The sequence below is a fragment of the Microbacterium aurum genome, assembly GCF_016907815.1.
GTDB classification, from domain to species: Bacteria; Actinomycetota; Actinomycetes; order Actinomycetales; family Microbacteriaceae; genus Microbacterium; species Microbacterium aurum.
The window spans coordinates 294103-318262 of record NZ_JAFBCQ010000001.1; the positions used below are offsets into that span (position 1 = coordinate 294103).

The 24160-nt window shown below is 70.2% G+C and carries 28 protein-coding genes; 15 read left to right on the forward strand and 13 right to left on the reverse strand.

Annotated features, from left to right (window positions below; all coding sequences use genetic code 11):
* Positions 1 to 15: 15 nt before the first annotated feature.
* Positions 16 to 1140: a phosphoribosylformylglycinamidine cyclo-ligase gene (purM, locus tag JOD60_RS01390; protein ID WP_076691889.1), complete on the reverse strand. Its 1125-nt coding sequence runs from the start codon at positions 1138 to 1140 to the stop codon at positions 16 to 18.
* Between the two features lie 68 nt (positions 1141 to 1208).
* Between purM and JOD60_RS01395 the strand changes: the two genes are divergently transcribed.
* The gene (locus JOD60_RS01395; RefSeq protein WP_076691890.1) at positions 1209 to 1811 is read left to right on the forward strand and encodes a zinc-binding alcohol dehydrogenase; all 603 of its coding nucleotides are present in this window, start codon (positions 1209 to 1211) and stop codon (positions 1809 to 1811) included.
* A gap of 106 nt (positions 1812 to 1917) precedes the next feature.
* Here the strand turns inward: JOD60_RS01395 and JOD60_RS01400 are convergent, their stop codons facing one another.
* Entirely contained in the window at positions 1918 to 2241 is a 324-nt protein-coding gene (locus tag JOD60_RS01400; protein WP_076691891.1) for a potassium transporter Trk, read from the reverse strand.
* 178 nt (positions 2242 to 2419) lie between these two features.
* On the opposite strand from JOD60_RS01400, the gene JOD60_RS01405 reads away from it, so the two are divergent.
* On the forward strand, positions 2420 to 3784 hold the full coding sequence (locus JOD60_RS01405) for an NAD(P)/FAD-dependent oxidoreductase (protein WP_076691892.1): 1365 nt from the start codon (positions 2420 to 2422) through the stop codon (positions 3782 to 3784).
* Positions 3785 to 4111: 327 nt separating this feature from the next.
* On the opposite strand, the gene JOD60_RS01410 is transcribed toward JOD60_RS01405, so the two are convergent.
* Positions 4112 to 5080, reverse strand: a complete 969-nt coding sequence (locus JOD60_RS01410) for an SRPBCC family protein (RefSeq protein WP_076691893.1) — start codon at positions 5078 to 5080, stop codon at positions 4112 to 4114.
* A 1-nt stretch (position 5081) separates the two neighbouring features.
* Positions 5082 to 5462 (reverse strand): ArsR/SmtB family transcription factor, encoded by a 381-nt coding sequence (locus JOD60_RS01415; RefSeq protein ID WP_076691894.1) that lies wholly within the window; start codon positions 5460 to 5462, stop codon positions 5082 to 5084.
* Between the two features lie 256 nt (positions 5463 to 5718).
* Between JOD60_RS01415 and JOD60_RS01420 the strand changes: the two genes are divergently transcribed.
* A complete protein-coding gene (locus tag JOD60_RS01420) occupies positions 5719 to 5943 on the forward strand; it encodes a protein NO VEIN domain-containing protein (RefSeq protein WP_084202098.1) in 225 nt (74 codons plus the stop codon).
* 78 nt (positions 5944 to 6021) lie between these two features.
* Here the strand turns inward: JOD60_RS01420 and JOD60_RS01425 are convergent, their stop codons facing one another.
* A complete protein-coding gene (locus tag JOD60_RS01425; RefSeq protein WP_076691895.1) occupies positions 6022 to 6705 on the reverse strand; it encodes a Crp/Fnr family transcriptional regulator in 684 nt (227 codons plus the stop codon).
* 164 nt (positions 6706 to 6869) lie between these two features.
* Between JOD60_RS01425 and JOD60_RS01430 the strand changes: the two genes are divergently transcribed.
* From JOD60_RS01430 to JOD60_RS01440, 3 genes are all read left to right on the forward strand, one after another.
* Complete coding sequence (locus JOD60_RS01430) at positions 6870 to 7103, forward strand: heavy-metal-associated domain-containing protein (RefSeq protein WP_076691896.1); 234 nt, start codon at positions 6870 to 6872, stop codon at positions 7101 to 7103.
* A 96-nt stretch (positions 7104 to 7199) separates the two neighbouring features.
* Positions 7200 to 9206, forward strand: a complete 2007-nt coding sequence (locus JOD60_RS01435; protein WP_076691897.1) for a heavy metal translocating P-type ATPase — start codon at positions 7200 to 7202, stop codon at positions 9204 to 9206.
* Between the two features lie 179 nt (positions 9207 to 9385).
* Positions 9386 to 9838, forward strand: a complete 453-nt coding sequence (locus JOD60_RS01440; RefSeq protein ID WP_307823833.1) for a hypothetical protein — start codon at positions 9386 to 9388, stop codon at positions 9836 to 9838.
* Here JOD60_RS01440 and JOD60_RS01445 read toward each other — a convergent pair.
* From JOD60_RS01445 to JOD60_RS01455, 3 genes are read right to left on the reverse strand one after another with little or no spacing between them, the layout of a single operon-like run.
* On the reverse strand, positions 9742 to 10083 hold the full coding sequence (locus tag JOD60_RS01445; protein WP_076691898.1) for a TraR/DksA family transcriptional regulator: 342 nt from the start codon (positions 10081 to 10083) through the stop codon (positions 9742 to 9744). The genes JOD60_RS01440 and JOD60_RS01445 overlap by 97 nt on opposite strands.
* A complete protein-coding gene (locus tag JOD60_RS01450; protein WP_076691899.1) occupies positions 10080 to 10634 on the reverse strand; it encodes a hypothetical protein in 555 nt (184 codons plus the stop codon). The genes JOD60_RS01445 and JOD60_RS01450 overlap by 4 nt, the downstream gene beginning before the upstream one ends.
* A 4-nt stretch (positions 10635 to 10638) precedes the next feature.
* Positions 10639 to 10818: a VOC family protein gene (locus tag JOD60_RS01455; protein WP_076691900.1), complete on the reverse strand. Its 180-nt coding sequence runs from the start codon at positions 10816 to 10818 to the stop codon at positions 10639 to 10641.
* 126 nt (positions 10819 to 10944) lie between these two features.
* Between JOD60_RS01455 and JOD60_RS01460 the strand changes: the two genes are divergently transcribed.
* The 5 genes from JOD60_RS01460 (at position 10945) to JOD60_RS01475 (ending at position 15843) form a co-directional block, all read left to right on the forward strand.
* Positions 10945 to 11262 carry a hypothetical protein gene (locus tag JOD60_RS01460; protein ID WP_076691901.1) on the forward strand — a complete coding sequence of 106 codons (318 nt, stop codon included), beginning with the start codon at positions 10945 to 10947 and terminating at the stop codon, positions 11260 to 11262.
* A 114-nt stretch (positions 11263 to 11376) separates the two neighbouring features.
* On the forward strand, positions 11377 to 13698 hold the full coding sequence (purL, locus tag JOD60_RS01465; protein WP_076692313.1) for a phosphoribosylformylglycinamidine synthase subunit PurL: 2322 nt from the start codon (positions 11377 to 11379) through the stop codon (positions 13696 to 13698).
* 16 nt (positions 13699 to 13714) lie between these two features.
* Complete coding sequence (locus JOD60_RS16975; RefSeq protein WP_269746943.1) at positions 13715 to 13849, forward strand: hypothetical protein; 135 nt, start codon at positions 13715 to 13717, stop codon at positions 13847 to 13849.
* An 82-nt stretch (positions 13850 to 13931) separates the two neighbouring features.
* Positions 13932 to 14999: a hypothetical protein gene (locus JOD60_RS01470; protein WP_076691902.1), complete on the forward strand. Its 1068-nt coding sequence runs from the start codon at positions 13932 to 13934 to the stop codon at positions 14997 to 14999.
* Positions 15000 to 15024: 25 nt separating this feature from the next.
* Positions 15025 to 15843: a hypothetical protein gene (locus tag JOD60_RS01475; protein WP_076691903.1), complete on the forward strand. Its 819-nt coding sequence runs from the start codon at positions 15025 to 15027 to the stop codon at positions 15841 to 15843.
* A 2-nt stretch (positions 15844 to 15845) separates the two neighbouring features.
* On the opposite strand, the gene JOD60_RS01480 is transcribed toward JOD60_RS01475, so the two are convergent.
* From JOD60_RS01480 to JOD60_RS01490, 3 genes are read right to left on the reverse strand one after another with little or no spacing between them, the layout of a single operon-like run.
* Complete coding sequence (locus tag JOD60_RS01480; protein WP_076691904.1) at positions 15846 to 16736, reverse strand: glycine betaine ABC transporter substrate-binding protein; 891 nt, start codon at positions 16734 to 16736, stop codon at positions 15846 to 15848.
* A 55-nt stretch (positions 16737 to 16791) separates the two neighbouring features.
* Positions 16792 to 17742, reverse strand: a complete 951-nt coding sequence (locus JOD60_RS01485) for an ABC transporter permease (RefSeq protein WP_076691905.1) — start codon at positions 17740 to 17742, stop codon at positions 16792 to 16794.
* Positions 17742 to 19031 (reverse strand): quaternary amine ABC transporter ATP-binding protein, encoded by a 1290-nt coding sequence (locus JOD60_RS01490; protein ID WP_076691906.1) that lies wholly within the window; start codon positions 19029 to 19031, stop codon positions 17742 to 17744. The genes JOD60_RS01485 and JOD60_RS01490 overlap by 1 nt, the downstream gene beginning before the upstream one ends.
* 345 nt (positions 19032 to 19376) lie before the next feature.
* Here JOD60_RS01490 and JOD60_RS01495 point away from each other — a divergent pair, with 345 nt between their 5' ends.
* From JOD60_RS01495 to JOD60_RS01505, 3 genes are read left to right on the forward strand one after another with little or no spacing between them, the layout of a single operon-like run.
* On the forward strand, positions 19377 to 19745 hold the full coding sequence (locus JOD60_RS01495; RefSeq protein WP_076691907.1) for a GntR family transcriptional regulator: 369 nt from the start codon (positions 19377 to 19379) through the stop codon (positions 19743 to 19745).
* Complete coding sequence (locus JOD60_RS01500) at positions 19742 to 20650, forward strand: ABC transporter ATP-binding protein (RefSeq protein WP_076691908.1); 909 nt, start codon at positions 19742 to 19744, stop codon at positions 20648 to 20650. Before JOD60_RS01495 ends, JOD60_RS01500 begins: the two co-directional genes overlap by 4 nt.
* Complete coding sequence (locus JOD60_RS01505; protein ID WP_076691909.1) at positions 20647 to 21333, forward strand: hypothetical protein; 687 nt, start codon at positions 20647 to 20649, stop codon at positions 21331 to 21333. Before JOD60_RS01500 ends, JOD60_RS01505 begins: the two co-directional genes overlap by 4 nt.
* 1 nt (position 21334) lies before the next feature.
* On the opposite strand, the gene JOD60_RS01510 is transcribed toward JOD60_RS01505, so the two are convergent.
* The gene (locus tag JOD60_RS01510; RefSeq protein WP_076691910.1) at positions 21335 to 21658 is read right to left on the reverse strand and encodes a chorismate mutase; all 324 of its coding nucleotides are present in this window, start codon (positions 21656 to 21658) and stop codon (positions 21335 to 21337) included.
* A 95-nt stretch (positions 21659 to 21753) separates the two neighbouring features.
* On the opposite strand from JOD60_RS01510, the gene JOD60_RS01515 reads away from it, so the two are divergent.
* On the forward strand, positions 21754 to 22947 hold the full coding sequence (locus JOD60_RS01515) for an AI-2E family transporter (RefSeq protein WP_076691911.1): 1194 nt from the start codon (positions 21754 to 21756) through the stop codon (positions 22945 to 22947).
* Positions 22948 to 23110: 163 nt separating this feature from the next.
* On the opposite strand, the gene JOD60_RS01520 is transcribed toward JOD60_RS01515, so the two are convergent.
* A complete protein-coding gene (locus JOD60_RS01520) occupies positions 23111 to 24160 on the reverse strand; it encodes a lactonase family protein (RefSeq protein ID WP_076691912.1) in 1050 nt (349 codons plus the stop codon).

Consider the following 24160-nt stretch of genomic DNA (forward strand, 5'->3'; position numbering starts at 1 on the left):
AGTCCGTTTCTGCGCCTAGAGCGCCGATGACGCGTACGTGCCGACGAGGCGCACGGCGCCGCCGTCGACGCCCTTGGCGCCCTCTTCGAAGTGTCCGTGAGCGTCGCCCGGGCGCGCGCCGTCGCTCACGACGCCGACCTGCCAGGTCGCGATGCCTTCGGCGCGGAGCGCGGATGCCGCGGCATCCGCCGTCTCGGCCGTCACCACCGCGAGGAAGCCGACGCCGAGGTTCCAGGTGCCCTCGGTGTCCTCGAGGCCCAGGCCCCCCAGGTCGGCGAGCACGCGGAACACCGGCAGCGGCGACCACGTCGAGCGGTCGAGCTCGGTCCAGGTGCCCTGCGGCAGCACGCGCGCGAGGTTCGCGGCGATGCCGCCCCCCGTGACGTGACTGAGGGAGTGGATGGCGCCGGGGAACTGCTCGATGAGCCGCAGGAGCGGCAGCGTGTACAGGCGGGTGGGCTCGAGGAGCTCCTCGCCCCAGGTGCGGTCGAAGTCGGCCGCGTGTGCGCCGTAGCTGATGCCCTTGCCGGCGACGATGTGCCGGATGAGCGAGTATCCGTTGGAGTGGGGGCCGCTGGAGGCGAGTGCGAGCACCACGTCGCCAGGCTGGACCCGCTCGGCGCCGAGCACCTGCTCGGCCTCGACGGCGCCGGTCGCCGCTCCCGCGACGTCGTAGTCGTTGATACCCAGCAGGCCCGGGTGCTCCGCGGTCTCGCCGCCGACGAGGGCCGTGCCGGTCTGCTCGCACCCGAGGGCGATGCCGCGGACGATGTCGGCGATGCGCTCGGGGAAGACCTTGCCGCACGCGATGTAGTCGGTCATGAAGAGGGGCTTCGCGCCGACCACGACGATGTCGTCGACCACCATGCCGACGAGGTCCTGCCCGATCGTGTCGTGCTTGTCGATGGCCTGCGCGATCGCGACCTTCGTGCCGACACCGTCGGTGCTCGTCGCCAGCAGCGGCTTCGTGTATGACAGCAGCGCGGAGGCGTCGAACAGGCCGGCGAACCCGCCGACGCCGCCGAGAACCTCGGGACCGTGGGTACGCCGGACGGCCGACTTCATCAGTTCGACGGCGAGGTCTCCCGCCGCGGTGTCGACGCCGGCTTCGGTATAGGGGTTCTGTGGGGCCTGTGCCACCCGACCAGCCTACCCGGCCCGGGGCGAGCACTCGCCCCGGCATCCGCTCGTCTGCCTAGGATGTCGGCATGGCTGCAGCGGCGGGACCGGAGTGGGTCGTGCGCGAAGACGCCGGACTTCCGGTGCTCGTCGCGCTGTACCTGCGCCAGGTGCTGGCGATCCGCTTCCCCGAGGAGCTGCCGCATCTGCGCGGCGTTCCGCCCACGACGGCCGGCGAGTACGACGATTCCGCGACGCTGGAGCGGCAGTGGCGCGCGTACTGGGACATGACGGTCGAGCCGCAGGCGAACCCGTCGCCGGTGCCGCTCGAGCTCGTCGACGGGTTCGACATGCTCGTCGCGCTGCCGGTGGAGGGCTTCGCGGAGCTGCAGGCGGCGATCGCGCCGCACGGGGCGGATGCCGTGGCGTTCGCCCGAGCGGCCCACGCGCGCTATCGGGCGGGCCTGGGCACGGGAGCGTCCTACCGTGCGTACGCCAGCGCGATCGCCGAGCACGAGCGGGCCGTGGGACGGCGCGCGCACTCGTTCGAGCTCAACGTGCAGGTGCTGCCGTTGACCCAGCGCGGGGTGTGGTGGATCGGCGCGCTCACCGTCGCGGTGACCGACGGGCTGCGCGGCGACATCGCGGCCTTCGACACCGCCATCGGCCCGGTCATCGCCGACATCGCCTAGCCCCCGGTCGTCGAGCTCCCCCGGTCGTTGAGCGGTCGCTCCCCGGTCGTTGACCTCCCCCGGTCGTTGAGCGAGCGCAGCGAGACGAAACGCCCCACCCGCCCGCTCAGCCCTCCGGGGTCGTGACGTGCTCGACGTCGACGCGCACGTCTCGGGTGCGTCGGCCGACGGTGCGGTCCAGCAGGAGGGCGACGGCGCCGCCGAGCGCGAGGCCGAGCGGGATGCCGAACAGGCAGAGGAACCCGAACACCTGGCTCGAGGAGTACTCCACGCCGGTGCTGGCACTGGCCTGATCGGTGCCGTGGAAGGCGAAGGTGAGGATCAGGGCGACGAGGATGCCGAGGGCTGCTCCCGCGGCGAGGAACACCCCGTAGCGCGGGCTGCGGCGCAGCTGCACGGTCTCGAGGTGGTGCTCGGGCGAGGACGTCATGGGTCCATTGTCCCACCGCGCGCTGGATCCGGCGCCCCGGGGGCCGGCCGGCGCAACAGCCAGCGGCACGTTGAGGAGGAGATCTGCATTCGGGAGGTCGAATCCTCCGGAGAATCACCTCCCGAATGCGAATCTCCTCCCGAACGCAGCCCCGAGCGGGCGAGAGTAGCGTGGAAGCATGGCAGTCCCTCACGTCGTCATCATCGGGGGCGGATTCGCCGGCATCTCGGCCGCCCGCGCGCTGCGCAAGGCTCCGGTCCGGGTGACCCTCGTCGACCGCCGCGTCTACAACACGTTCCAGCCGCTGCTCTACCAAGTGGCCACCGGAGGCCTGAACCCCGGCGACGTCACCCACTTCTTGCGGAGCCTGCGGGTCCGTCAGCGCAACCTCGACGTCGTGCACGAGCACCTGATGGAGATCGACCACGACGCCCGCACCGTGCGCCTGTTCGACGGCGAGACCCTCTCGTACGACTACCTCGTCATCACCACCGGCGTGACGACGGCCTACCACGGGACGAAGGGCGCGAAGGAGAACTCGTTCGCCGTCTACTCCCGGTCGCAGGCGATCGCGATCCGCGATGCGCTGTTCACCCGACTCGAGCGGGCCGCGGTGCGCCCCGAGCGGCACAAGGGCCTCTCGGTCGTCGTCATCGGCGGCGGTCCCACAGGGGTCGAGATGGCCGGTGCCCTCGCCGAGCTGCGCGATCAGGGCCTCGAGCCGGCATACCCCGAGCTCGACGGCGCGGCCTTCCGCATCACCCTCGTGCAGCGCAGCGAGATCCTGAAGCCGTTCACCCCGAAGCTGCGGGACTACGCGGCGGCGCAGCTGCGCCACCGCGACGTCGCGCTGCGGCTGGGCGCCGGGGTGCAGGAGGTGCGGAAGGACTCGGTGATCCTCTCCGACGGCACCGAACTGGCATCCGACCTCACCGTCTGGGCCACCGGCGTCGCCCCGCACGAAGAGGTGCGCGAGTGGAGTCTGCCGCTCGACGACGGCGACCGCATCCGCGTCGGAGCGGATCTGCAGGTGCTCGGGATGCCGGGCGTGTACGCCGCCGGCGATGTCGCTGCCACGCCGCAACAGCTCCCCCAGTTGGCGCAGCCGGCGATCCAGAGCGGCGCGCACGTCGCGCGTCAGATCCTGCGGGCGATCGCGGGCGAGGAGGGCGAGCCGTTCTCCTACTACGACAAGGGTCAGCTCGCCATCATCGGGCGTCGCTCCGCGATCGGCGAGGTGCCCGGCATCGCGAACCTGCCGATCCTGCACCGCATCCGCCCGCTGCAGCGGATTCCCCTGCTGCGCGCGACGATCCCGCTGACCGGCACGATCGCCTGGTTCGTCTGGCTGTTCGTCCACATCGCGAGCCTGCTCGGACCTCGCAACAAGCTCACCGTCATGGTCGGGCTCATCGCGCGCTACGGCGCGCACCTGTGGCGCACCCCGGTCCCGATCGTCGGCGACGTTCCCGCGATCCGCCCGCACCGCGTCGCCCGCACCCCCCGCACCGGTTCGGCGCCCGGCGCCTCAGCTGACGCCTGACGCCTGACACCCGAGCCGAGGCCGCGGCGCGTGGCGAGCCTCGGCCGAGCGCATCCCGCTCGCGCTATCGAAATCGGCATCCGCTATCGATACTCTCGGCCGCGCGTGCCAGGTTCGGCCGCGCGTACCGCTCCCGGCCACCACGTCAGCCGCGCATCCCGGATCCGCCGCCGTCCCGCTCGCCAGCCCGTATCGAGCCGCCGACGTCGCAAAAGCAGGCTGAATCAACCTCCGGCAGGCCCACGGCCTCGGGAGATGTCGATCCAGCCTGCTTTTCGCACGGCACGGCGCCGCGAACCGGCCCGCCGACCAGCCGACCGGCCGACCTCAGCGCGCCGCGAGCACCGTCTCCTCCAGTCGCGCGTACGAGGCCTCCATGCCGTCGGTCATGCCGGTGGCGAGGATCATGTCGCGCGTCTCCTTGTCGGGATACTCGATCACGAGGGTGAGGAGCGTCGCGCCGTCCTCCTCGTACAGCTGCATGTCGTTGAGCGTGCCGGGGCCGTCCATCCCGATCATCTTCTCGGTCGTGACCTCCCGCCACTGCGGCTCGCTCAGCACCGTCTCGCCCTCGAAGCCGAAGCGCGTCGACTCGTCGTCGCCCTGCTGCCAGACGTAGCGGTAGGTGTCGCCGACGGTGCACTCGACCATCTGCCAGCCGTCGGGACCCAGCATCCACTTCTCCATCAGCGCGGGCTCGTGGTGCGCGCGCCAGACGAGTTCCTGCGGGCCGTCGATCAGCCGGGTGATCCGCACGTGCTGGTCGTCGAGGATCTCGGTGCGCGTGCCCTTGCCCTGCGCGTATTCGCGGAGCGAGACCAGCACGGCATCGAGCTGGTCCATGGCCATGCGCGAGCCCTCGACCGCGCCCATTGCGACGACCTGCTCGAGCGCCTCGTGGGAGGGGAAGTAGGTCACGTTGGTGAGGCGCGACCCGGCATCCGTCTGCTCGAACGTGAACGTCATGCGCATCGACGGGAATCCGTCGAGCTTCTCGCCGTCCTCGCCGACGAACGCGTCGAGCACCTCGAAACTGCGGCCCTCGTCGACGTTCAGGACCTCCCACGACCCGCCGGAGCGCTCCCCCTGCGGGCTCGTCATGTGGTAGTCGACGCGGCCGCCGGGGCGCAGGTCGAACGTGGTGAACGTGGCGGGCCAGCCGGGAGGACCCCAGAAGCGCTCGAGCTGGCGCGGGTCGGTGAACGCGTTCCAGAGCCGATCGACGGATGCCGCGGCATCCGCCACCAGCGTCATCGTGAGGTTCTCGGGGTCGGTGGTGATGTCGGTGACGGGCATGTCAGTCTCCTTTGTCGGGCGTGCGGTCGGTGGACGTGGCGTGTGGGTCGGGCCCGGCGAGCAGCGCATCGAGGCGGTCGATGCGGGCACGCCAGAGCTCTTCGTAGCGGGCGAGCAGGGCGCGGGCGCGGGCGATCATGACGGGGTCGGCGCGGACGAGCCGCTCGCGTCCCTCGGCGCGCTTGACGATGAGGCCGGCGGCCTCGAGCACGGCCACGTGCTTCTGCACCGCGGCGAAGGACATGTCGTAGTCCGCCGCGAGCGCCGACACGGACTGCTCCGCAGCGATCGTGCGCCGCAGGATGTCGCGCCGCGTCGCCGCGGCCAGGGCGTGGAACACGCGGTCGGTCTCATCGTCACTCAACTCAGTTTGTACAACCATTTGGTTGTACGTTACGACCGCGGATGCCGAGTGTCAACCCTTCTCGTGTCGGGAACGCGTTGCGGTGACACAACCGGCCTTTAGATGACACAGGGCTCCGTTGGAGTGACACCGTGTGTCACGAAACGCCGATGCCTACCGACCTGACCGGCCCTCTCGGGAGGAACATCAGCAGCAGATACAGGAGCGATGGGGCTCCGGTAGCCCCTTCGTCTTCGCATCATCCGAACGCGGATCACGTGCGAGAGGGGCTGCGATGCGGCCAGTAGATGGAACGGATACCGACGGACGTGTGTTCTACATCCAAGTGAAGGGGCGCATCGAGGGTTCCGAGACCTTCACGATCACCACGAACGAGGTCACCTTCGCGCAGACTCAGGGCGAGCGGCACAGGCTCGCGCTTGTCAGCGTCTCGCCTGCAGGACCCGCCCGTGACCAGATCCGCTACGTGACCGCCGCCTTCGACCGAAACTACCAGTAGCAGTCACCTGTAGCTGCCGGACTTCCCCTCCGTGGTCGGAGTGTCGATGCCTCTCGGATGCATACTGACGGCACCGGGCTATCGAGGTGTGGCGACGTCTTCGAGTGCATCGATGTCGAGGATGGAGACCTCGCGGCGCGCGTGGAGTTCGATAACACCGGAGGCGGCGAGAGCGGCAAGACGGCGGCTCAGGGTTTCCGGCGTCGTGCCCAGATAGGAAGCAATTTCCTGCTTTGCCATCGGCAGCCGCAGGGTGAGGACACCGTCTCGCATGCTGCCGGGCAGATCCAGCAGGTAGGCCGCGATGCGGGCGCTGACATCACTGGAGGTGATGGCGGCCAGCAGCCGCTCGACGGAAGCAAGCCGGTCGGAGAGGGTGCGCAGCATCCGAAGACCGACGTCCGGGTAGTCGCGCAGCAGGCCGGCGAGGTCGGCGTGGTCGAAGACGCACATCCGGCTGTCTTCCAGCGCGACGACGAGGTCATTCGGGCGGTGACCTGTCAGGAAGGCCCGTTCGCCCACGACATCGCCATCGGTCACCGTGCGCAGGATCTGTTCTTGGCCATTGGCCGCCGCCTGGCTGACCTTGAGCTGTCCGCTGTGCATCACCAGCAGGCGTGAGACCGACTGTCCGGGCGTATAGACGACCTCACCCTTGGCGACGTGCGCGGGCCGGACGAACTCCGCGACCCGCATCTGCTCTTGGCGGGAGAGTCCTTGGAAGATCGGGACGCGGGTGACACACAGATCGCCCTGGGGCATGGTCCAAGCCTACCGGAGTCGGCTGGACCCCAGCGGGGGCCGACACCCTCAGTAGCGGTCCAAGAGCACGGCATACGCGAACTTGATCTATATCAAGGAGTTCGCGGTGCGTCGAACCTACCGTGAAGGTGTCAATAACGAACACATCACGAAAGGGGTCCACAATGGCCACCTCTACCACCACTCATACCGTCCTGAGGGCTGAGGGATTTTCTTGCCCGTCGTGCGTGGCCAAGATCGAAAAGCAGGTCGGCCGCCTCAAGGGTGTCGAGAACGTGAAGGTCCGCTTCGCGTCCGCCCGCATCGAGGTCGACCACGACGCGGAGCGCGTCTCCGTGGACGACCTCGTGGCCGCTATCGCCAAGGCCGGCTACAAGGCCACCCCGTCGGCGTTCTAAGGCCACCGGTGCCCGGCGGGCGACGCTCGCGCATCCTTCTCCCCATTCCACTCTGCCGGTCCGCCGGCACGAGACCCGGAAAGGTCGTACCCGAAAGTGAACAGGCTCCAGAAATGGTTCTACGGGAACTGGTCGGTTCCCGTCGTGTCCGGCGTGCTCATCGTCATGTCCTTCGCCATCCAGTGGACGGCCGGGGGCGTCGCGAATCTCACCGTCAGCCCCCAATGGTGGCTCGACGCCGGCGCCCACGCCACCCACGCCAACGCGGTGTTCACCCTCGGGGACATCTTCATGATCGCCGCGGCCGTGGTCGCCGGCTACGGGATCGTGATCAAGTCGGTGCGCGCGCTGATCGCCAAGGTCATCGGCATCGACCTGCTGGTGTCGGTCGCAGCGATCGGCGCGGTCATCATCGGCAACTTCTGGGAGGCCGCGGCGGTCACGTTCCTGTTCGCGATCGGCCACGCCCTGGAGGCTGCCACCTTGAACAAGACGCGCTCGGCGCTGGCCGAACTCGTCGCCGTGGCCCCGGATTCCGCGATCGTGGTACGCGACGGCGAGCAACAGGAGATTCCCGCCGGCCAGGTCAGGATGGGCGAGATCGTGCTGGTCAAGAACGGCGCGAAGGTCCCCGTGGACGGTCAGGTCGTCTCCGGAACCGGAGCGATCGATGAGGCCTCCATCACCGGTGAGTCGATCCCGGTGGAGAAAACCAAGGGCGGCCAGGTCTTCGCCGGCACCGTCTCCCGCGGTGGCTTTCTGCAAGTACTTGCGACCGGCATCGGCGCGGACACCACCCTGGCCCGGATCATCCATCGGGTGGAGGAAGCCCAGGACGCCAAGGCGAAGACCCAGGCCTTCATCGACCGCTTCTCCCGCTGGTACACCCCCGCGGTGATGGTCCTGGCACTGGTGGCCGGGCTGATCTCCGGCGACGTGGTGCTGGCCCTGACCCTGCTGGTCATCGGCTGCCCCGGCGCGCTGGTGATCTCCATCCCGGTCGCGATCGTGGCCGGCATCGGCCGTGCCGCTCGTAACGGCATCCTCATCAAGGGTGGCGAGTTCCTGGAGACCTCGGCGAAAATCTCAGCCGTGGCCGTGGACAAGACCGGCACCCTTACCGAAGGCCGTCCCCAGCTGACCGACATCGTCGTCTTGGACTCCACACTCGATCGTACTGAGGTGCTGCGCTGGGCCGCCGCGGCGGAGGCCGGCTCCGAGCATCCACTGGCCTGGCCAATCCTGGAGACCGCCCGCGCGGAAGGCGTCGGACCACAAGGTATCCCCGGCACTGTGACCCCGGTTCCCGGCAAGGGCATCGTGTCAGAGGTCGATGGTCGCCGGGTGCTGATCGGCAACCCGCCGCTGCTGGAGCAGCACGGCATCGGAGAAGACGCCACCGCTCGGGCAGGACAGGCAGCCCAGGGCCTGGCCGCCGCTGGGAAGACCCCGATGATCGTCGCCGTCGATCAGACAGTGGTCGGCGTCGTCGCCGTCGCCGACAAGATCCGACAGGATGCACCCGAGATGGTGGCCCGGCTGCACCGGGCCGGCGTCGAGAAGGTCGTCATGCTCACCGGCGACACCCGGCTGGTGGCCGAGGCGATCGGGAAGGCCACCGGGATTGATGAGATCCACGCCTCCCTGCTCCCCGAGGACAAGCTGGACGCGGTTACCGAGCTGCAGCGTCAGGGGCACACCATCGCCATGGTGGGTGATGGCGTCAACGACGCCCCCGCCCTGGCGACGGCGAACATCGGTGTCGCGATGGGTGCGGCAGGCTCGGCCGTGGCCGTGGAGACCGCCGACATCGCGCTGATGGGCGATAACCTGCTCAAGCTGCCCGAAGCCATCGGGCTGGCCAAGCGGACGGTGGCAGTGATGCGGCAGAACATCGCGATCGCCCTGATCACCGTGGTGTTGCTGCTGGCCGGGGTCTTCGCCGGCGGGGTGACCATGTCCATCGGCATGCTCGTCCACGAAGCGTCCGTACTCGTCGTCATCGCCAACGCGATGCGACTGCTGCACAACACCCGAGGCTCCACCACGATGCCGAAGAGCCAACGGACCAGCGAGACAGCGGCCGAGCAGGTTGCCGCCTGACACCGAACCCACTGCGCTGATGACGTCGGCCGCGCTGACGGCGGGGACGGCTGATGGGATCGTCCGCGGCCGGGAGCAACTCCGCACTCCCTGCGGGCGCCAGCCGTCGGCGGTTTTGTCCGACACTCGCTCGGACCCGGACGGTGCATTCTCCGGTGGGTCCGGTGGCGTATGACTGCGTGAAGGTGATCGTGGTCCGGTCGGGCTCGGCGATCCTGTTCAGTGAGTTCGGGCAGAAGCCGGTCAGCGCGGGCGATGTGGTGGTCCTGAGTGCGAATGTCTTGTGTGGCAGCGAACCGGAGGACCATATCACCGTCACCACGGTCTACCTGGACACCGACTACCTGGTGGACCAGGTGTTCTGGCAGCACGCCGGGCTGCTCCAGGACCGGCTCGATGCCCAGGAGCTGGTGGATACGATCTACACCGAACCGGCTCAGGCGCTGCGGCTGGGCGAGGACCGGACCGGGATGCTGATGCCTTGGCTGGATGAACTCGTGGCGCTGAGTATCGATGGCGGGTTCGGCGCGCACTTCTACCGGATGCAGCACGCGACGCAGGTGGTCGCCATCGGCCGGACCTCCAGCCGCGCGGCGGGGATCGGCTGCCCGCACACGACGCAGATGCCGTAGGTCCCGGCATCCACCCGTTCGAGTGCCGCCGCGATCTCCGCCCGCTCCGCCGCGAGGGCGCGCTGCAGAGCGTCGATCCGCTGCCACTCGCCCGACAGCGTCGACCCCTCCGGGTCGTGCTCGTCGTCGGCGGTGCCGTCGGCACGGTCGGAGCGCACGGCGGCATCCGCGTCGTCGAGGCGCGCGAGCATCGCGTCGATCTCCGCGGCGCGGGCGCGCAGCAGCGCGACGGCAGGGACGGTCATGCCGCGAAGGCCGCGCGGCCGACGACCAGGCACGGCACCGCCGCGAGCAGGAACACCGGCGCCCCGATGAGGCCGCACCAGAAGCTGCGCGTGGTATCGGATGACGGGATCACCGCAGCGACAACGGCGACGACGGCGAGCGCGACCCCGGTCCAGGCCATGATCGGCTGGCCGAAGACGAACGCGAGGGGGATGAAGTGGATGCCGACGACCGCGAGGATCAGCGGCGCGATCAGATCGGAGCGGCCGGACCGGCTCGCCCACACGGCGAGCACGATGCACGCCACGACCTCGATCGCGACGACCACGAGGTAGGCCACCCACGCGGGGCCCTCGAAGCGGACCGCCGTCGCGGTCGACCAATGCCGCACCGCGAGCGGGATCGCGAACCCGGCGACGGCGAGGCCCGCGACGCCCAACACCGCCAGCACGACACGCCACAACACGCCGCGCGGCGGACGCTCCTGCGCCCACCCCGACCACACGAACGCCGCGACCCCGAAGATCGCCGCCGTCATCACCAGGTCACGCGGATACGCGTCGTCGATCACGTCATCACCCCTGATATCCGATGAGCCAGGTCACTCCGAACCGGTCGCGCACCTGCCCGTCGTGGTCGCCCCAGGGCTTGAGCGCGAGCGGGTCCACGAGCTCACCGCCGAAGACATCACGGTAGAAGGTCAGCGCCTCGCGAGCGGTGCCGGCGAAGTGCAGATAGGGCGTCAGTCCGGTCATGGGCAGACTCTACGACCCGCCGGCGACAGGCGCGAGATGGCGGCCCGCGCCCTGTCAACCCCCGTGCCTGGTGGGGCGACGACGCCGAGACTCGAACCGACACGCGAACCGACCGAAGGAGACGCCATGTCCGACGAGGGCACCCCCGAACCCGCCGCCGACACCACCGAGCCGACGGCCGAGCCGTCGACCGATCAGCTCACCGAGCCGAGCACCGAGAAGGAGCCGGGCGAGGAGCCCAAGGCCCCGAACCCCGATGAGCCGCTGGCACCGAACCCGAGCGAGCCGCTCGCGCCCACTCCCGCCGAGCCGACGGTGCCGACACCCGACGAGACGCCCGCCCCGAACCCCGCCGAGCCCGGGACGGTCTCGCCCTCCGCCGCCGAGCCGAGTCACGAAGCTACCGGCATCGGAGTCATCAACACCGGCGAGCCCTCCCACTGACGCGCGAACACGCTCGCCCGCCCCGCAGAAGGACCGCGGAACCGCCCGCGCCGGGGCCACAACTAGACTGGACGGCGTCCCCCGGCATCCCGCGATCTCTTGGAGCACAGCCGCGTGAGCACCCCCGTTGCAGACACCGTTGAGAACGCCCTGGCGACGCCGGAGAAGGAGCAGCCGTACGCGGCGCTCGGGCTCAAGCCCGACGAGTACGCGAGGATCAAGGAGATCCTCGGCCGGCGCCCCACGAGCGGCGAGCTGGCGATGTACTCCGTCATGTGGAGCGAGCACTGCTCTTACAAGTCCTCCAAGATCTACCTGCGCCGCTTCGGCGACAAGGTCTCGGACGAGATGAAGACGCGCCTCATGGTCGGCATGGGGCAGAACGCCGGCGTCGTCGACGTGGGTGAGGGCTGGGCGGTCACCTTCAAGGTCGAGAGCCACAACCACCCCAGCTACATCGAGCCGTTCCAGGGCGCCGCGACCGGCGTCGGCGGCATCGTGCGCGACATCATCTCGATGGGCGCGCGCCCCGTCGCCGTCATGGACCAGCTGCGCTTCGGCGCCATCGACAACCCCGACACCGAACGCGTGGTGCACGGCGTGGTCAGCGGCATCAGCTTCTACGGCAACTGCCTGGGCCTGCCGAACATCGGCGGCGAGACGGTGTTCGACGCCGTCTACCAGGGCAACCCGCTCGTCAACGCGCTCGCGGTCGGCGTCATGCGCCACGAGGACATCAAGCTCGCCAACGCCACCGGCGCCGGCAACAAGGTCGTGCTGTTCGGGGCGCGCACCGGCGGCGACGGCATCGGCGGCGCGTCGATCCTCGCCTCCGACACCTTCGCCGACGGGGGCCCGACCAAGCGTCCCGCCGTGCAGGTGGGCGACCCGTTCGCCGAGAAGGTGCTCATCGAGTGCTGCCTGGAGCTCTACCAGGGCGAACTCGTCGAGGCGATCCAAGACCTCGGCGCCGCGGGCATCTCGTGCGCGACGAGCGAGCTCGCCGCCAACGGCGGATCGGGCATGCGCGTCGACCTCGAGAACGTGCTGCTGCGCGACCCCACGCTCACGCCCGAGGAGATCCTCATGAGCGAGAGCCAGGAGCGCATGATGGCGATCGTCGCTCCCGAGAAGCTCGACGCCTTCCTCGCGGTGGTCGGCAAATGGGATGTCGAAACCAGCGTCCTCGGCGAGGTCACCGGCGACGGCCGGCTGCAGATCTTCTGGCACGGCGAGCAGATCGTCGACGTCGACCCGTCCACCGTCGCGGTCGACGGCCCGGTGTACGAGCGTCCCGTGGCCTACCCGACCTGGATCGACGCACTGCGCGACGACTCGGCATCCGCCCTGCCCCGCACCGACGACCCGGCTGCGCTGCAGGACCAGTTCCTGCAGCTGCTCGGCAGCCCGAACCTCGCCGACACCAGTTGGATCACCAACCAGTACGACTACTACGTCATGGGCAACACCGCACTGAGCTTCCCCGACGACGCCGGCATGATCCGCGTCGACGAGGAGTCGGGCCTCGGCTTCGCGATCGCCACGGACTGCAACGGCCGCTTCTGCCAGCTCGACCCGTACGCCGGTGCGCAGCTCGCGCTCGCCGAGGCGTACCGCAACGTCGCCGTGACGGGTGCCGTGCCCACCGCGGTCACCGACTGCCTCAACTTCGGCAGCCCCGAGAATCCCGAGGTCATGTGGCAATTCGGGCAGGCCGTCGACGGCCTCGCCGACGCGTGCCTCGAGCTCGGCGTACCGGTCACGGGCGGCAACGTCAGCTTCTACAACCAGACCGGCGATGTGCCGATCTTCCCGACGCCGGTCGTCGGCGTGCTCGGCATCATCGACGACGTCGCCCGCCGCATCCCGAGCGGGTGGCAGGATGCCGGCGAGAACATCTACCTGCTCGGCGTGACGTCCACGGAGCTCAGCGGCTCCGCGTGGGCGGGCACGGTGCACGGCCACCTCGGCGGCCGACCGCCGGCGGTGGACCTGGCGCAGGAGAAGCGGCTCGCGGAGCTCATCCACGCGGCATCCCAGCAGGAACTCGTCTCGAGCGCGCACGACCTGTCGTCGGGCGGACTCGGCCAGGCCCTCGCGGAGGCCGTCATGCGCTTCGGCGTCGGCGCACGCGTGTGGCTGCGCGAGATCATGGAGCGTGACGGTGTGGACGCCGCCACCGCCCTGTTCAGCGAGTCGACCGGCCGTGTCATCGTGTCGGTGCCGCGCGAGGAGGACGTGAAGTTCCGGGGCCTGTGCGAGGGCCGGGGCTACCCGGTGCTCCGCATCGGCGTGACCGATCCCGCCGCGGACGGCGACGAGCCGGCGCTGGAGATCCAGGACGTCTTCACGCTCACCGTGTCCGAGCTGCGCGCCGTCTCGACCGCGACGCTCCCGGACGTCTTCGGCGCCACGATCACCGAGCCCGCGCTCTGACCCGTAGGCTGGGCGCATGAGCGACGACAACGAGTACCAGGGCATGAACGAGGCCCGCACGCGCCGCACCCGCATCATCGCGTGGGTCGTGATCGTCGCGCTCATCCTCGTCGGCGGCGGCGCCACGGTGCTCGCGCTGCTGTTCGGCTGATTCCTTCCGCGTCCGCCTCAGGCGGCTCCGGCACCCGGGTGCAGCGGATGCCCCTCACAGGCATGCTGGTTAGCATGACCCTGTGGACCCGCTGTGGGCGACAGTCGCCGAGTTCTGGTGGATCGGGCCGAGCTTGATCGGGGCCGGTGCCGCCGGCTGGTTCGGCCTGCGTCAGGAGCGCGCGGCGCGGCTGCGGCGCATCGAACTCGACGCCGCGCGCGGCGAGTTGAAGGCCGCGCGCCGGGATGCCGCGAGCGCGCGCGTCGCGGTCCGTGTCGCCCGCACCGAACTCGCGCGCATCCAGGCCGAGCGCGCCACGGGCCGTGCCTCCAGCGCCGACACCGCCGCCGCCCGGAAGAACCTCGAGCGCACGCAGCGCGAGGCGAAGGCCGCGGCGGCCACGGTGCGCGTGCGCCGCGCACACGTCGATGCCGCGCGCACGGCCCTCCCCGCCGCCGCGACCGACCCGGCGGCGCTGCCGCTCGCGCGTCTCATGGCCGCCCACGACGAGGTCACGGCACGATGGATGGCGTACGAGACCGACCCCGCACGGCTCATCGCGTTCCCGGCGATGACCGATGCCCGCGAACCGCTCACCGCTCACTTCCTCGCCGCACAGCGCGCGGCCCGCGAGCTGCGTCCGGCGTCGCCGCAGGCGCGCATCACCGCCGCGCAGTTCACGGCCTATCGCGACGCCGTGCTCCGCGAGACCCGAGCGTTCGAGGCCGCCGAGGCCGACGCCTGGCGCCGGGCGAGGGCCGCCGGTGACATGCCGGCGACGCCGCGCGAGGGTGACCCGGATGCCGCGGCGCCCTCGGCCCTCTCGCAGTGGGGCACGGCGGCACAGGACTTCGCGCAGGGGCTCGCGCAGACCGTCATCGCCCGCTCCGCCGAGGTGATCGCTCGCGCGAGCGCCGCACGCGCGGCATCCGCACCGCCCTCGCCGCCTGCCTCCGCCGATCCGCCCCCGCGATCCGATCCGGCGGCGCAGCGAGACCCGGCGCCCCGAGACCCGGCGGCGCAGCCCGACCGCACGGCGCAGCCCGACCGCACGCCTGGGCCCGACCGCACGGCCCCGCCCGCGCAGGCGCCGTCGCCGCCGCGCGTCTGGCCGGTGCCGTCGCGGACGCAACGTCCTCCCGGATCCTGACCCGCCCGAGAAGTAGGGTGGCACGGTGGAGCAGTTCTGGCAGTTCGTCGGCGGGTACTGGTGGCTCGTGTTCCCCCTCGCCGGTGTGCTGGGGGGCGCCGTCCGCGGCGTCGACCGGGCGCTCGACCGGCACCACAAGCGGCGCCTCGAGGTCATGTCGGCCAAGGCGCAGCTGCGCGCCGCTCGCACCGCGCCGACGGTGACGGCGGCCACCGAGCCCAAGACGATCACCCGGCCCGCCGCGATCCCGCACCAGTTGGAGCAGCTGTTCCAGACCCATGACGCCATCACCGCGCGCTGGCTGGAGTACGAGCTCGACGTCGCGCGGATGATCGCCTTCCCGACCATGAGCGACGGGCGCCAGCCGCTGACCGCCGCATTCCTGCGGGCGAAGAAGGTCGCCGACCGGCTGCGGCCGCCGAGTGCCGACGCCCGGCTCACCGCCGAGCAGCTCGCCGAATACCGCGATGCCGTCACCGACTACGAGGTCGCCTTCGACCTGGCCGAGCGCGAAGCTCGCCGCGTGCGCGACTCGCAGTTCAGCGAGACCGAGCGCAAGCGCCTCGCGACGGCGCAGCAGCTGCTCGCGGTCGCGCTCGACCAGTCCGCGACGCCCGCCGAGCGGCAGATCGCCTACCGGCGCGTGCGCGACGAGGTCGACGGTCTGCTGGCCCTGTCGGACGAGGCCGTCGAACGCCTCGAGAAGAAGGTCGCGCTGCAGTTGGATGCCGGGACCACTGCGCCGCAGACCGGGACCAGCCCACCCCAGACCGGGCCCACCCCGCCACAGACCGGAGCCGCCCCGCCGCGCGACGGCGACGGGGCGGCTACACCGCAGAGCTGAGATCAGGCGGTCAGGGAGTCGACCCACTCCTTGTTCTCGTCCATCCACGCCCGCACGATGTCGGTGTAGTCGCTGACCTGCTCGTCGGTGTTGTACATCGCGTTCTCGAGCGAGAACAGCACGTCCGAATCCATCCGGAAGTCGGTCAGCCAGGTGTTCACCTCCGGGAAGTCGGTGTCGAACCCGGTGCGCGTGAACGTGTGGATCGACTCCGCGTCGCCGAGGGTGCCCTCGGGGTCGGCGAGGTCCTTGATGTCGTACGCGTCGTACGCCCAGTGCGGGCGCCACAGCGTGACGGCGACGTTCTCCCCGGCGGCGAGCTTCGTGTCGAGCTCGGCGAGCATGGCCGGGGTCGACGACGTGATGTAGTCGAAGCCCTCCAGGCCGTAGGTCGGGATGACGGCATCCTGCGTCGCCTTCGTCAGCCCCGCGCCGGGCTCGATGCCGATGAGGCGGTTGCCGAACTGGTCGGCGGCGCCCGCAAGCTCGTCGAGCGAGTCGATCGGCGCGTCGGCGTTCACGGCGATCGTGAGCTTCGCGTCGTCGTTCCAGGCGCCGATGTCGGTGATGTCGTCGCCGTACTCGGCGAAGTAGTCGGCGTGCGTGAGCGGCAGCCAGCCGTCGAGCGCGAGGTCGTAGTCGCCGCCCGCGACGGCCTGGAAGACCGGCCCGGCGTCGGCGTATTCGAGCTCGACGTCGTAGCCCTTGTCCTCGAGGATGAGCTTCCACAGGTACGACGCGGCCTCGCCCTCCGGCCAGCCGTTGAACACGCCGATCGTGATCTCCTTCGCGTCGGCGTCGGAGCCCGTGCCGGCGTCGCCGGAGCAGCCGGCGAGCGCGAGCGCCGCGACCGATCCGAGGGCCAGAGTGGCCAGTGCGTGGTGCTTCTTCATGTGATGTTCCTTTCCTTCCGCGTGCTGTGTCGCGGATGTTGGGGATGCCCGCGACTCAGACGGTCGCGGGGGTCTTCTCGGCGGATGCCGCGGTCTCGGCGCCAGGCGTGGCGGAGGCGGCAGGGGTGGCGGGGGCGGCGGATGCCGGCGCCACCGCGCGACGCGGCCGGCGCGGCGCGCCGAGGGCGCCGGTGATGCGGTCGAGGATCATGGCGATCACGACGACGGCGAGGCCGGCTTCGAAGCCGAGCGGGATGTTCACCGAGCTCAGCGCCTGCACGATCGGGCGGCCGAGGCCGGGAGCGCCGACCATCGACGCGATGACCGACATCGACAGCGACAGCATAATGATCTGGTTGATGCCCGCCATGATCGACGGCAGCGCGAGCGGCAGCTGGATCTGACGCAGGATGCGGCCGGGGGTCGCACCGAACGCCTGACCGGCCTCGACGACCTCCGCGTCCACTCCCCTGATGCCGAGCTCGGTGAGGCGCACACCCGGAGCGATCGCGAACAGGATCGTCGCGACGATGCCGGGCACGACCCCGACGCTGAAGAGGAAGATCGCCGGCAGCAGGTAGACGAACGCGGGCATCGTCTGCAGGAAGTCGAGCACGGGGCGGACGACGTTCGAGACGGCCCGCGACCGCGCGGCCCAGATGCCGAGGGGCACCGCGATGAGCGTCGCGATGAGCACGGCGACCACGGTCAGCGCGAGCGTGAGCATCGCGTTCTCCCACTGGTCGACCGCGAGCACCACGACGAAGCCGATCACGGTGCCGAGCGCGAGCTTCCAGCCCTTCACGAGCCACGCGATCGCCGCGAACACGAGGATGATCACCCAGAACGGCGGGGTCGTGAACACCCACGCGGCGACGTCGTAGATCGCCGTGAACACCGTGGCGATGACATCGAACAGCCCGCCGAGGTAGTCCTTCAGGAAGTCCACGAAGCTGCGGACCCACTGGCCGACGGGCAGCCGCATGGCGTCTTCGAGCTGGTCCATCACTGCACGCTCCCCTCCGCCGCGGCATCCACCAGCGGCGTGAACTCGGCGACCATCTCGAGCGGCGTCTGGATGATCGGCATCTCGCGCGTCGTCGCCGGCACGTTGCCGAGCGCCGCCAGCAGGGTGATGCGGGGGATGACGCCGATGAGGCGCCGCCGGTCGTCGACCACGGCGAGCGGCACGGTCGCCTCGACCGCCGTCTCGACGATGTCGGTGAGCAGGTCGTCGGGCCCGACCGTCGGCACGTCGGTGTCGACGATCTGGCGCAGGTCGGTCTGCCCGGCCTTGACCGCGCGGATCACGGCGCGGTCGGTGACGACGCCGACGAGGCGGCGGTTCTCGGTGGCGAAGACGGCCCCGGCCTGGTTCTCGCGCATGGCGCGCAGCGCGCCGCGCACGCCGGCCGTGATGGGCGTCGCCAGCGACGGCGGCTCCATGACGGCGGATGCCGTGAGCACCCGTGCCCGGTCGACGTCCTGCACGAACTGCGCGACGTAGTCGTTGGCCGGGTCGGTGAGGATCTCCTCGGGGGTGCCGTTCTGCACGATGCGGCCGTCGCGCATGACCGCGATGCGGTCGCCGAGGAACATCGCCTCGTTGAGGTCGTGCGTGATGAACACGATCGTGCGGCCGAGCTCGCGCTGCAGCTCGACGAGCTGCTCCTGCATCTCGCGGCGGATGAGCGGATCGAGCGCCGAGAATGCCTCGTCCATCAGCAGGATGCCGGTGCCCGCCGTGAGCGCGCGGGCGATGCCGACGCGCTGCCGCATGCCGCCGGAGAGCTCGTCGGGCATGGCCATGGCGCGGTCGCCGAGACCGACCCGCTCGAGGATCTCCATCGCCCGGGCGCGGCGCTCGGTCTTGCCGACGCCCTGGATCTCGAGCGCGTAGGCGGCGTTGTCGAGCACCGTGAGGTGCGGCAGCAGCGCGAAGTGCTGGAACACCATCGACACCGACTCGCGGCGGATGGTGCGCAGCTCGGCGGGCGAGGCCGCCGTGACGCTGCGGCCCTCGATCGTGACGTCGCCCGCCGTGGGGGTCAGCAGCCCGTTGAGCATGCGGATGATGGTCGACTTGCCCGAGCCTGACAGGCCCATGATGACGAAGATCTCGCCGCGGTTGACGGTGAAGCTCGCGTCGATGACGGCGGCGGTCCCGGCATCCGCCACATCGGCGCGGGTCTGTCCGGCGCGCAGGCGCCGCACGGCGTCTTTCGGGGCACGTCCGAAGACTTTGAAGAGGTTCCGCGCCTCGAGAACGGGCGCGGCGGCAGGAGCATCGGTCACAGAACACCTCGGCAGCCCGGTGCATCGGCTGCATCGGTCACGCCCGGGTGGCGGCCACTGGCGCACGACGGCGCACGGCTGCGGACATCGGATCCGCGCAAAGGCTGCCGACCATACGGTCGTCGGTCAGGTGCCCCAGAGCACCTCCGGCGATCGCGGACTGGTCTGGTAACGGCCCGCAACGGGCCGCTTCCAACGTCTCATGCGTCTGAATCGGTCGCAAATTGGACATCGCGCGGCGGGCTCGCTATCGCGCGCGGGCGCGTTGCGGCATCCGCTTGACAGTCATGCCGCCTGTGTGGTTAATTACTCAAGTGACTAACCACTGAACCGAGAGGAGACGGCGTGATCGAAGAGGGCCGGGCCCTGTTCCTCCAGATCGCGGAGAGCGTCGAGGAGTCGATCGTCGACGGCTCGCTCCCGGAGGACACCCGCGCGCCCTCGACCAACGAGCTCGCCGCCTTCTACCGCATCAACCCCGCCACCGCGGCGAAAGGAGTGAACATGCTCGTCGACAAGGGCGTGCTCGTCAAGCGCCGCGGCATCGGCATGTTCGTCGCGGTCGGCGCGCGCGAGCAGCTTCTCGCCGAGCGGCGCTCGGCCTTCGCCGATCGCTTCATCACTCCGCTGCTCGCCGAGGCCCGCACGCTCGGCCTCAGCGCCGACGACCTCACCGCACTCATCCACGAACGCGCCGAAGGGAGCCGTTCATGACCACCGTCATCGAGGTGGACCACCTCACCAAGCGCTATCGCGACACCCTCGCGCTCGACGACGTCTCGTTCCGCATCGAGGAGAACACGATCTACGGCCTGCTCGGACGCAACGGCGCCGGCAAGACGACGATCATGTCGATCCTCACCGCGCAGAACTTCGCGACCTCGGGCGAGGTCCGCGTGTTCGGCGAGCAGCCCTACGAGAACGCGCGCGTGCTGCGGCGCCTGTGCTTCGTGCGCGAAAGCCAGCGCTACCCCGACGACGCCACACCGCGTCACGCGTTCCGCATGGCCCGACTGTTCTTCGAGAACTGGGACCAAGGCCTCGCCGATCGCCTCGCACGCGAGTTCGCCCTGCCGCTCAAGCGGCGCATCAAGAAGCTCTCCCGAGGGCAACTCTCGGCCGTCGGGGTCATCATCGGGCTCGCCTCACGGGCCGAGATCACGTTCTTCGACGAGCCGTACTTGGGGCTGGATGCTGTCGCGCGCCAGATCTTCTACGACCGCCTGCTCGAGGACTACGCCGAGCATCCGCGCACCGTCATCCTCTCGAGCCATCTCATCGACGAGGTCTCCGACCTGCTCGAGCGCGTGCTCGTCGTCGACGGCGGCCGGATCGTGATGGATGAGGAGACCGACGCCGTGCGGGGGCGGGCCGCGAACATCGTCGGTGACGCCGGCGCGGTCGACGCGTTCGTCGCCGGGCGGGAGGTGCTGCATCGCGAGTCGCTCGGCCACGTGGCATCCGTCACCGTGCTCGGCGCCCTCACGGCGTCCGATCGCAGCCGCCTGGCAGCTGCCGGGCTCGAGGCCACGCCGGTCTCACTGCAGCAGCTCATCGTGCGCACGACCCAGCGCGCACAGCAGGATCAGATCTCGTCTGACGAAGGAGCACTCCGATGAACCGCACTGTGAACGTCGTGCGCATGCAGTTCGTGAACAAGTACACGTTCATCTGGATGCCGCTCATCATCCTCGGGGCGTCGTTCGTGATGTCCCTCGTCATCTTCGCGATGATCCCCTACGACGGCGCCAAGTACGGTGGTGGCAGCCAGGCGCCGATCTGGTACTTCTTCGCGCTCGGGATCATGGCGCTCAGCTACACGTTCCCGTTCTCGCAGGCGATGAGCATCACCCGCAGGGAGTTCTTCTTCGGGACGATGCTCGCTGCGGTCGTCACCGCGGTGATCCTCGGCGTGACGTTCGTCGTCGGCGGGTTCCTCGAACAGGCGACGCGCGGCTGGGGCGTCAACGGATACTTCTTCTACCTCGACTGGGTATGGCGCTCCGGTGCGCTCATGGCCGGCGTGTTCTTCGCCGTGCTCTCGCTGCTGCTGTTCGTCGTCGGCTTCTGGGGCGCGACGCTCTACCGCCGCTTCGGCGCGTTCGGGCTCACCATCACCCTCATCGCGATCGGCGTCGTCCTCGTCGCCGCGATGTGGCTGATCGGCCGCCTCGATGCCTGGGGAGCCGTGTTCGAGTGGATCGCAGGACTCGGCACGGGCGGACTCGCCGGCGGAATGGCCGTGGCCACCGTCGCGCTCGGGGCGATCTCGTTCCTGACGCTGCGCCGCGCAGTGCCGTAAGTCAGTCGTCGATGGCCGCGTCGCCGCCGGCGTCACCCTCGGGGGCGCCGGCGGCGGTGTGGTGGCGGATGACCTCCGCGACCACGAAGTTGAACCACTTCTCGGCGAACTCGGGGTCGAGGTCGGCGTCGTGGGCGAGGGCGCGCAGCCGGGCGATCTGCTGCTCCTCGCGAGCGGGATCGGATGCCGGCATCCGGTGCTCCGCCTTGAGCACACCGACCTGCTGCGTGCTGCGGAAGCGCTCGGCCAGCAGGAAGATGAGCGCGGCGTCGATGTTGTCGATGCTGGCGCGTAGGCGGTGCAGCTGCGTCGTGGCGTCGGTCATGGTGTCCTCCCCCGCCGAGGTTACCGGCTCGACGCGGTCACCCTCGCCGGATGGTTGCCCCCGCGGGCGCGCGAGGGGGGCTCTAGAGTGTGACCATGGCAGCAGGTTCGGACGCGTCCCCGAAGCGATCGCTTCTGCGTCGTGCGAAAGCGTCCACCCCCGCGGGTCCGACCGTCACCGCGCCGGAGCCGCTCGCCGCGGCATCCGCTCCGCCCGCCGAGTCGCGGCGTGGCCGCCCGGTGCTCGCGAGCGTGAACCGGCCGTTCGTCGCGGGCTTCTTCCTCGCGTTCGGTGCGCTCGCGGCGATCGCGCTCGGCATGGCGATCTCGAACCTCGTCACGATCTGGATCTACATCGCGTTCGCCCTGTTCGCCGCGCTCGGTCTCGATCCCGTCGTGCGGCGGCTGGAGCGCCACGGCACGAAGCGGCCGTGGGCGATCGCCATCGTGTACTTCGTCTTCGCCATCGTGATGGTGGCGATCCTCTGGCTCGTGCTGCCGACCGTCATCGGCCAGATCGCGCAGTTCTTCCGCGACCTGCCGGGCATGATCACCGCCTTCCAGCGCACCGAGTTCTACGCGTGGCTCGTGACGCAGTTCGGCGACCAGGCGCCTGACCTGCTCGCCGAGCTGCAGAAGTTCCTCACCAACCCCGGCAACATCGCCGCGATCGGCGGCGGGGTGCTCTCCATCGGCGTCTCGATCGGCACGACGATCTCGGGCCTCATCATCGTCATCGTGCTGAGCCTGTACTTCCTCGCGACGCTCCCGGAGATGAAGCTGGCGTTCTACCGCATGGTGCCCGCGCGCTCGCGGCCGCTCACCGCGGAACTGACCGAGGAGATCACCGACTCGGTCGGCGGATACCTCGGCGGCATGGTCGTCCTCGCGTTCTTCAACTCGATGGTCACGCTGCTGCTCTACGCGGTGCTCGGCCTGCCGTTCCCGGCCCTCATGGCCGTGATCGCCTTCTCGATCACGATCATCCCGCTCGTCGGAACAGTGCTGTTCTGGGGCATCGGTTCGGTCGTCGCCCTGATCGCCAACCCGCTGGCCGCGCTGATCTTCGCGCTCGCCTATCTCGTCTACATGCAGCTCGAGGCATACGTGCTGACGCCTCGCGTCATGAACAAGGCGATCTCGGTCCCCGGGTCGCTCGTCGTCATCGGCGCGCTCGTCGGCGGCACGCTGATGGGGCTGCTCGGCGCGCTCGTCGCGATCCCCGTGACGGCGTCGATTCTGCTCATCGTGAAGAAGGTCTTCATCCCGAAGCAGGATGCCGCGGTCTAGCTGCCGAAGCCGCCCCACCGGTGGTGAGTAGGTGCGCCAGCGCGGTACCAAAACCAACGTCCCCCACCCTGCGAGGCGCGGGTTGATCTCGGTACGCCCGCTCGTTCCTCACGGGCTACTCGATCACCGGAGGAGTGACGGCGGGCTACGCGATCACCGAGTGTCAGCGGTCGGGCAGCAGGCAGGTGGGTGTCGGCGCTTCGACGCGGTGGCGCACACGCCCGGGGACACCGGTGCGCTCGTCGATCGTGAGCGAGACCACCTCGTCGGAGCGCTGACCGGCGACGAGCACGGTGTCGCGCGCGATGACGTGATGGCGCGGCCAGTCGACGCCCGACTCGACGAGAGCGACCGTCGCGAGCGCGCTGCCGTCGCCGCCGACGCGGAGCGTCGCGAGCGTGTTGCTGCCGCGGATGCCGACCACGGCATATTGCGCGTCGCGCGTGAGCGCGATCTCGGCCGGATAGTCCGCACCGACCTGCGCGCCCACCAGCTGCGCGCCGCCGACGAGGGCCAAGGCGCCGCCCGGCGCGGGCCGCAGCACGAACACCTCGTTCGAGTACTCCGTCACGACATAGAGGTGCCCGCTCGGGTGCCAGACGCTGTGCCGCGGACCGCTCCCGGCGGGGAGCGCGACGCGGTGACGTTCCGCGAGCCCGTCGCCGCGCACGTCCCAGCTGCGCACGAGATCGAGCCCGAGGTCGGTCGTGATCAGTCCGGCCGGCGTGAAGCGCGCCTGATGCGCATGCGGGGCGGGCGCGCCTGCCGGAAGTTCCGCGAGACCCGGCACGTCCGCGACGAGCGCCGCCGCGGGCGCCGCCGCAGGCGCGGCCGGGCGGCCCGCGGCATCCAGCGACAGCCGGACGACCCGACCGTCGCCGTAGCACGACGCGATGAGCGACCTGCCGTCGGGCGCGACGGCGACATGGCACGGCGCGTCGCCGACGGCGACCGCGGCGCCGAGCGAGGCGAACGACTCCTCGCCGGTGCGGCGGAACGCCTGCACCGTGCCGGCGCCCTCTTGCGCCGCGTAGATCAGGTCCTGCGTCGGATGCCACGCGATCCACGACGGCGAAGCGGATGCCGCAGCCGTGCCCGCCCAGCGCAGCGCGCCGCCGGCGAGCACCCCGTCCGGCGACCCCGCGTGGAGCACGCCGATGCCCTCGGCGTGCGCGTCCATGTCGGCCGTGTAGCCGCCGGCGAACAGGCGCAC

What these genes read in the sequence shown, in the direction of transcription:
- JOD60_RS01430 (WP_076691896.1), top strand. Translation starts at nt 6,870, where the DNA reads ATGGCCACCTCTACCACCACTCATACCGTCCTGAGGGCTGAGGGATTT.
- JOD60_RS01410 (WP_076691893.1), bottom strand. Translation starts at nt 5,080, where the DNA reads ATGCCCGTCACCGACATCACCACCGACCCCGAGAACCTCACGATGACG.
- JOD60_RS01500 (WP_076691908.1), top strand. Translation starts at nt 19,742, where the DNA reads ATGACCACCGTCATCGAGGTGGACCACCTCACCAAGCGCTATCGCGAC.
- JOD60_RS01485 (WP_076691905.1), bottom strand. Translation starts at nt 17,742, where the DNA reads ATGGACCAGCTCGAAGACGCCATGCGGCTGCCCGTCGGCCAGTGGGTC.
- JOD60_RS01515 (WP_076691911.1), top strand. Translation starts at nt 21,754, where the DNA reads ATGGCAGCAGGTTCGGACGCGTCCCCGAAGCGATCGCTTCTGCGTCGT.
- JOD60_RS01460 (WP_076691901.1), top strand. Translation starts at nt 10,945, where the DNA reads ATGTCCGACGAGGGCACCCCCGAACCCGCCGCCGACACCACCGAGCCG.
- JOD60_RS01510 (WP_076691910.1), bottom strand. Translation starts at nt 21,658, where the DNA reads ATGACCGACGCCACGACGCAGCTGCACCGCCTACGCGCCAGCATCGAC.
- JOD60_RS01505 (WP_076691909.1), top strand. Translation starts at nt 20,647, where the DNA reads ATGAACCGCACTGTGAACGTCGTGCGCATGCAGTTCGTGAACAAGTAC.
- JOD60_RS01405 (WP_076691892.1), top strand. Translation starts at nt 2,420, where the DNA reads ATGGCAGTCCCTCACGTCGTCATCATCGGGGGCGGATTCGCCGGCATC.
- JOD60_RS01455 (WP_076691900.1), bottom strand. Translation starts at nt 10,818, where the DNA reads ATGACCGGACTGACGCCCTATCTGCACTTCGCCGGCACCGCTCGCGAG.
- JOD60_RS01395 (WP_076691890.1), top strand. Translation starts at nt 1,209, where the DNA reads ATGGCTGCAGCGGCGGGACCGGAGTGGGTCGTGCGCGAAGACGCCGGA.
- JOD60_RS01445 (WP_076691898.1), bottom strand. Translation starts at nt 10,083, where the DNA reads ATGACCGTCCCTGCCGTCGCGCTGCTGCGCGCCCGCGCCGCGGAGATC.
- JOD60_RS01420 (WP_084202098.1), top strand. Translation starts at nt 5,719, where the DNA reads ATGCGGCCAGTAGATGGAACGGATACCGACGGACGTGTGTTCTACATC.
- JOD60_RS01425 (WP_076691895.1), bottom strand. Translation starts at nt 6,705, where the DNA reads ATGCCCCAGGGCGATCTGTGTGTCACCCGCGTCCCGATCTTCCAAGGA.
- JOD60_RS01400 (WP_076691891.1), bottom strand. Translation starts at nt 2,241, where the DNA reads ATGACGTCCTCGCCCGAGCACCACCTCGAGACCGTGCAGCTGCGCCGC.
- JOD60_RS16975 (WP_269746943.1), top strand. Translation starts at nt 13,715, where the DNA reads ATGAGCGACGACAACGAGTACCAGGGCATGAACGAGGCCCGCACGCGC.
- JOD60_RS01480 (WP_076691904.1), bottom strand. Translation starts at nt 16,736, where the DNA reads ATGAAGAAGCACCACGCACTGGCCACTCTGGCCCTCGGATCGGTCGCG.
- JOD60_RS01415 (WP_076691894.1), bottom strand. Translation starts at nt 5,462, where the DNA reads ATGGTTGTACAAACTGAGTTGAGTGACGATGAGACCGACCGCGTGTTC.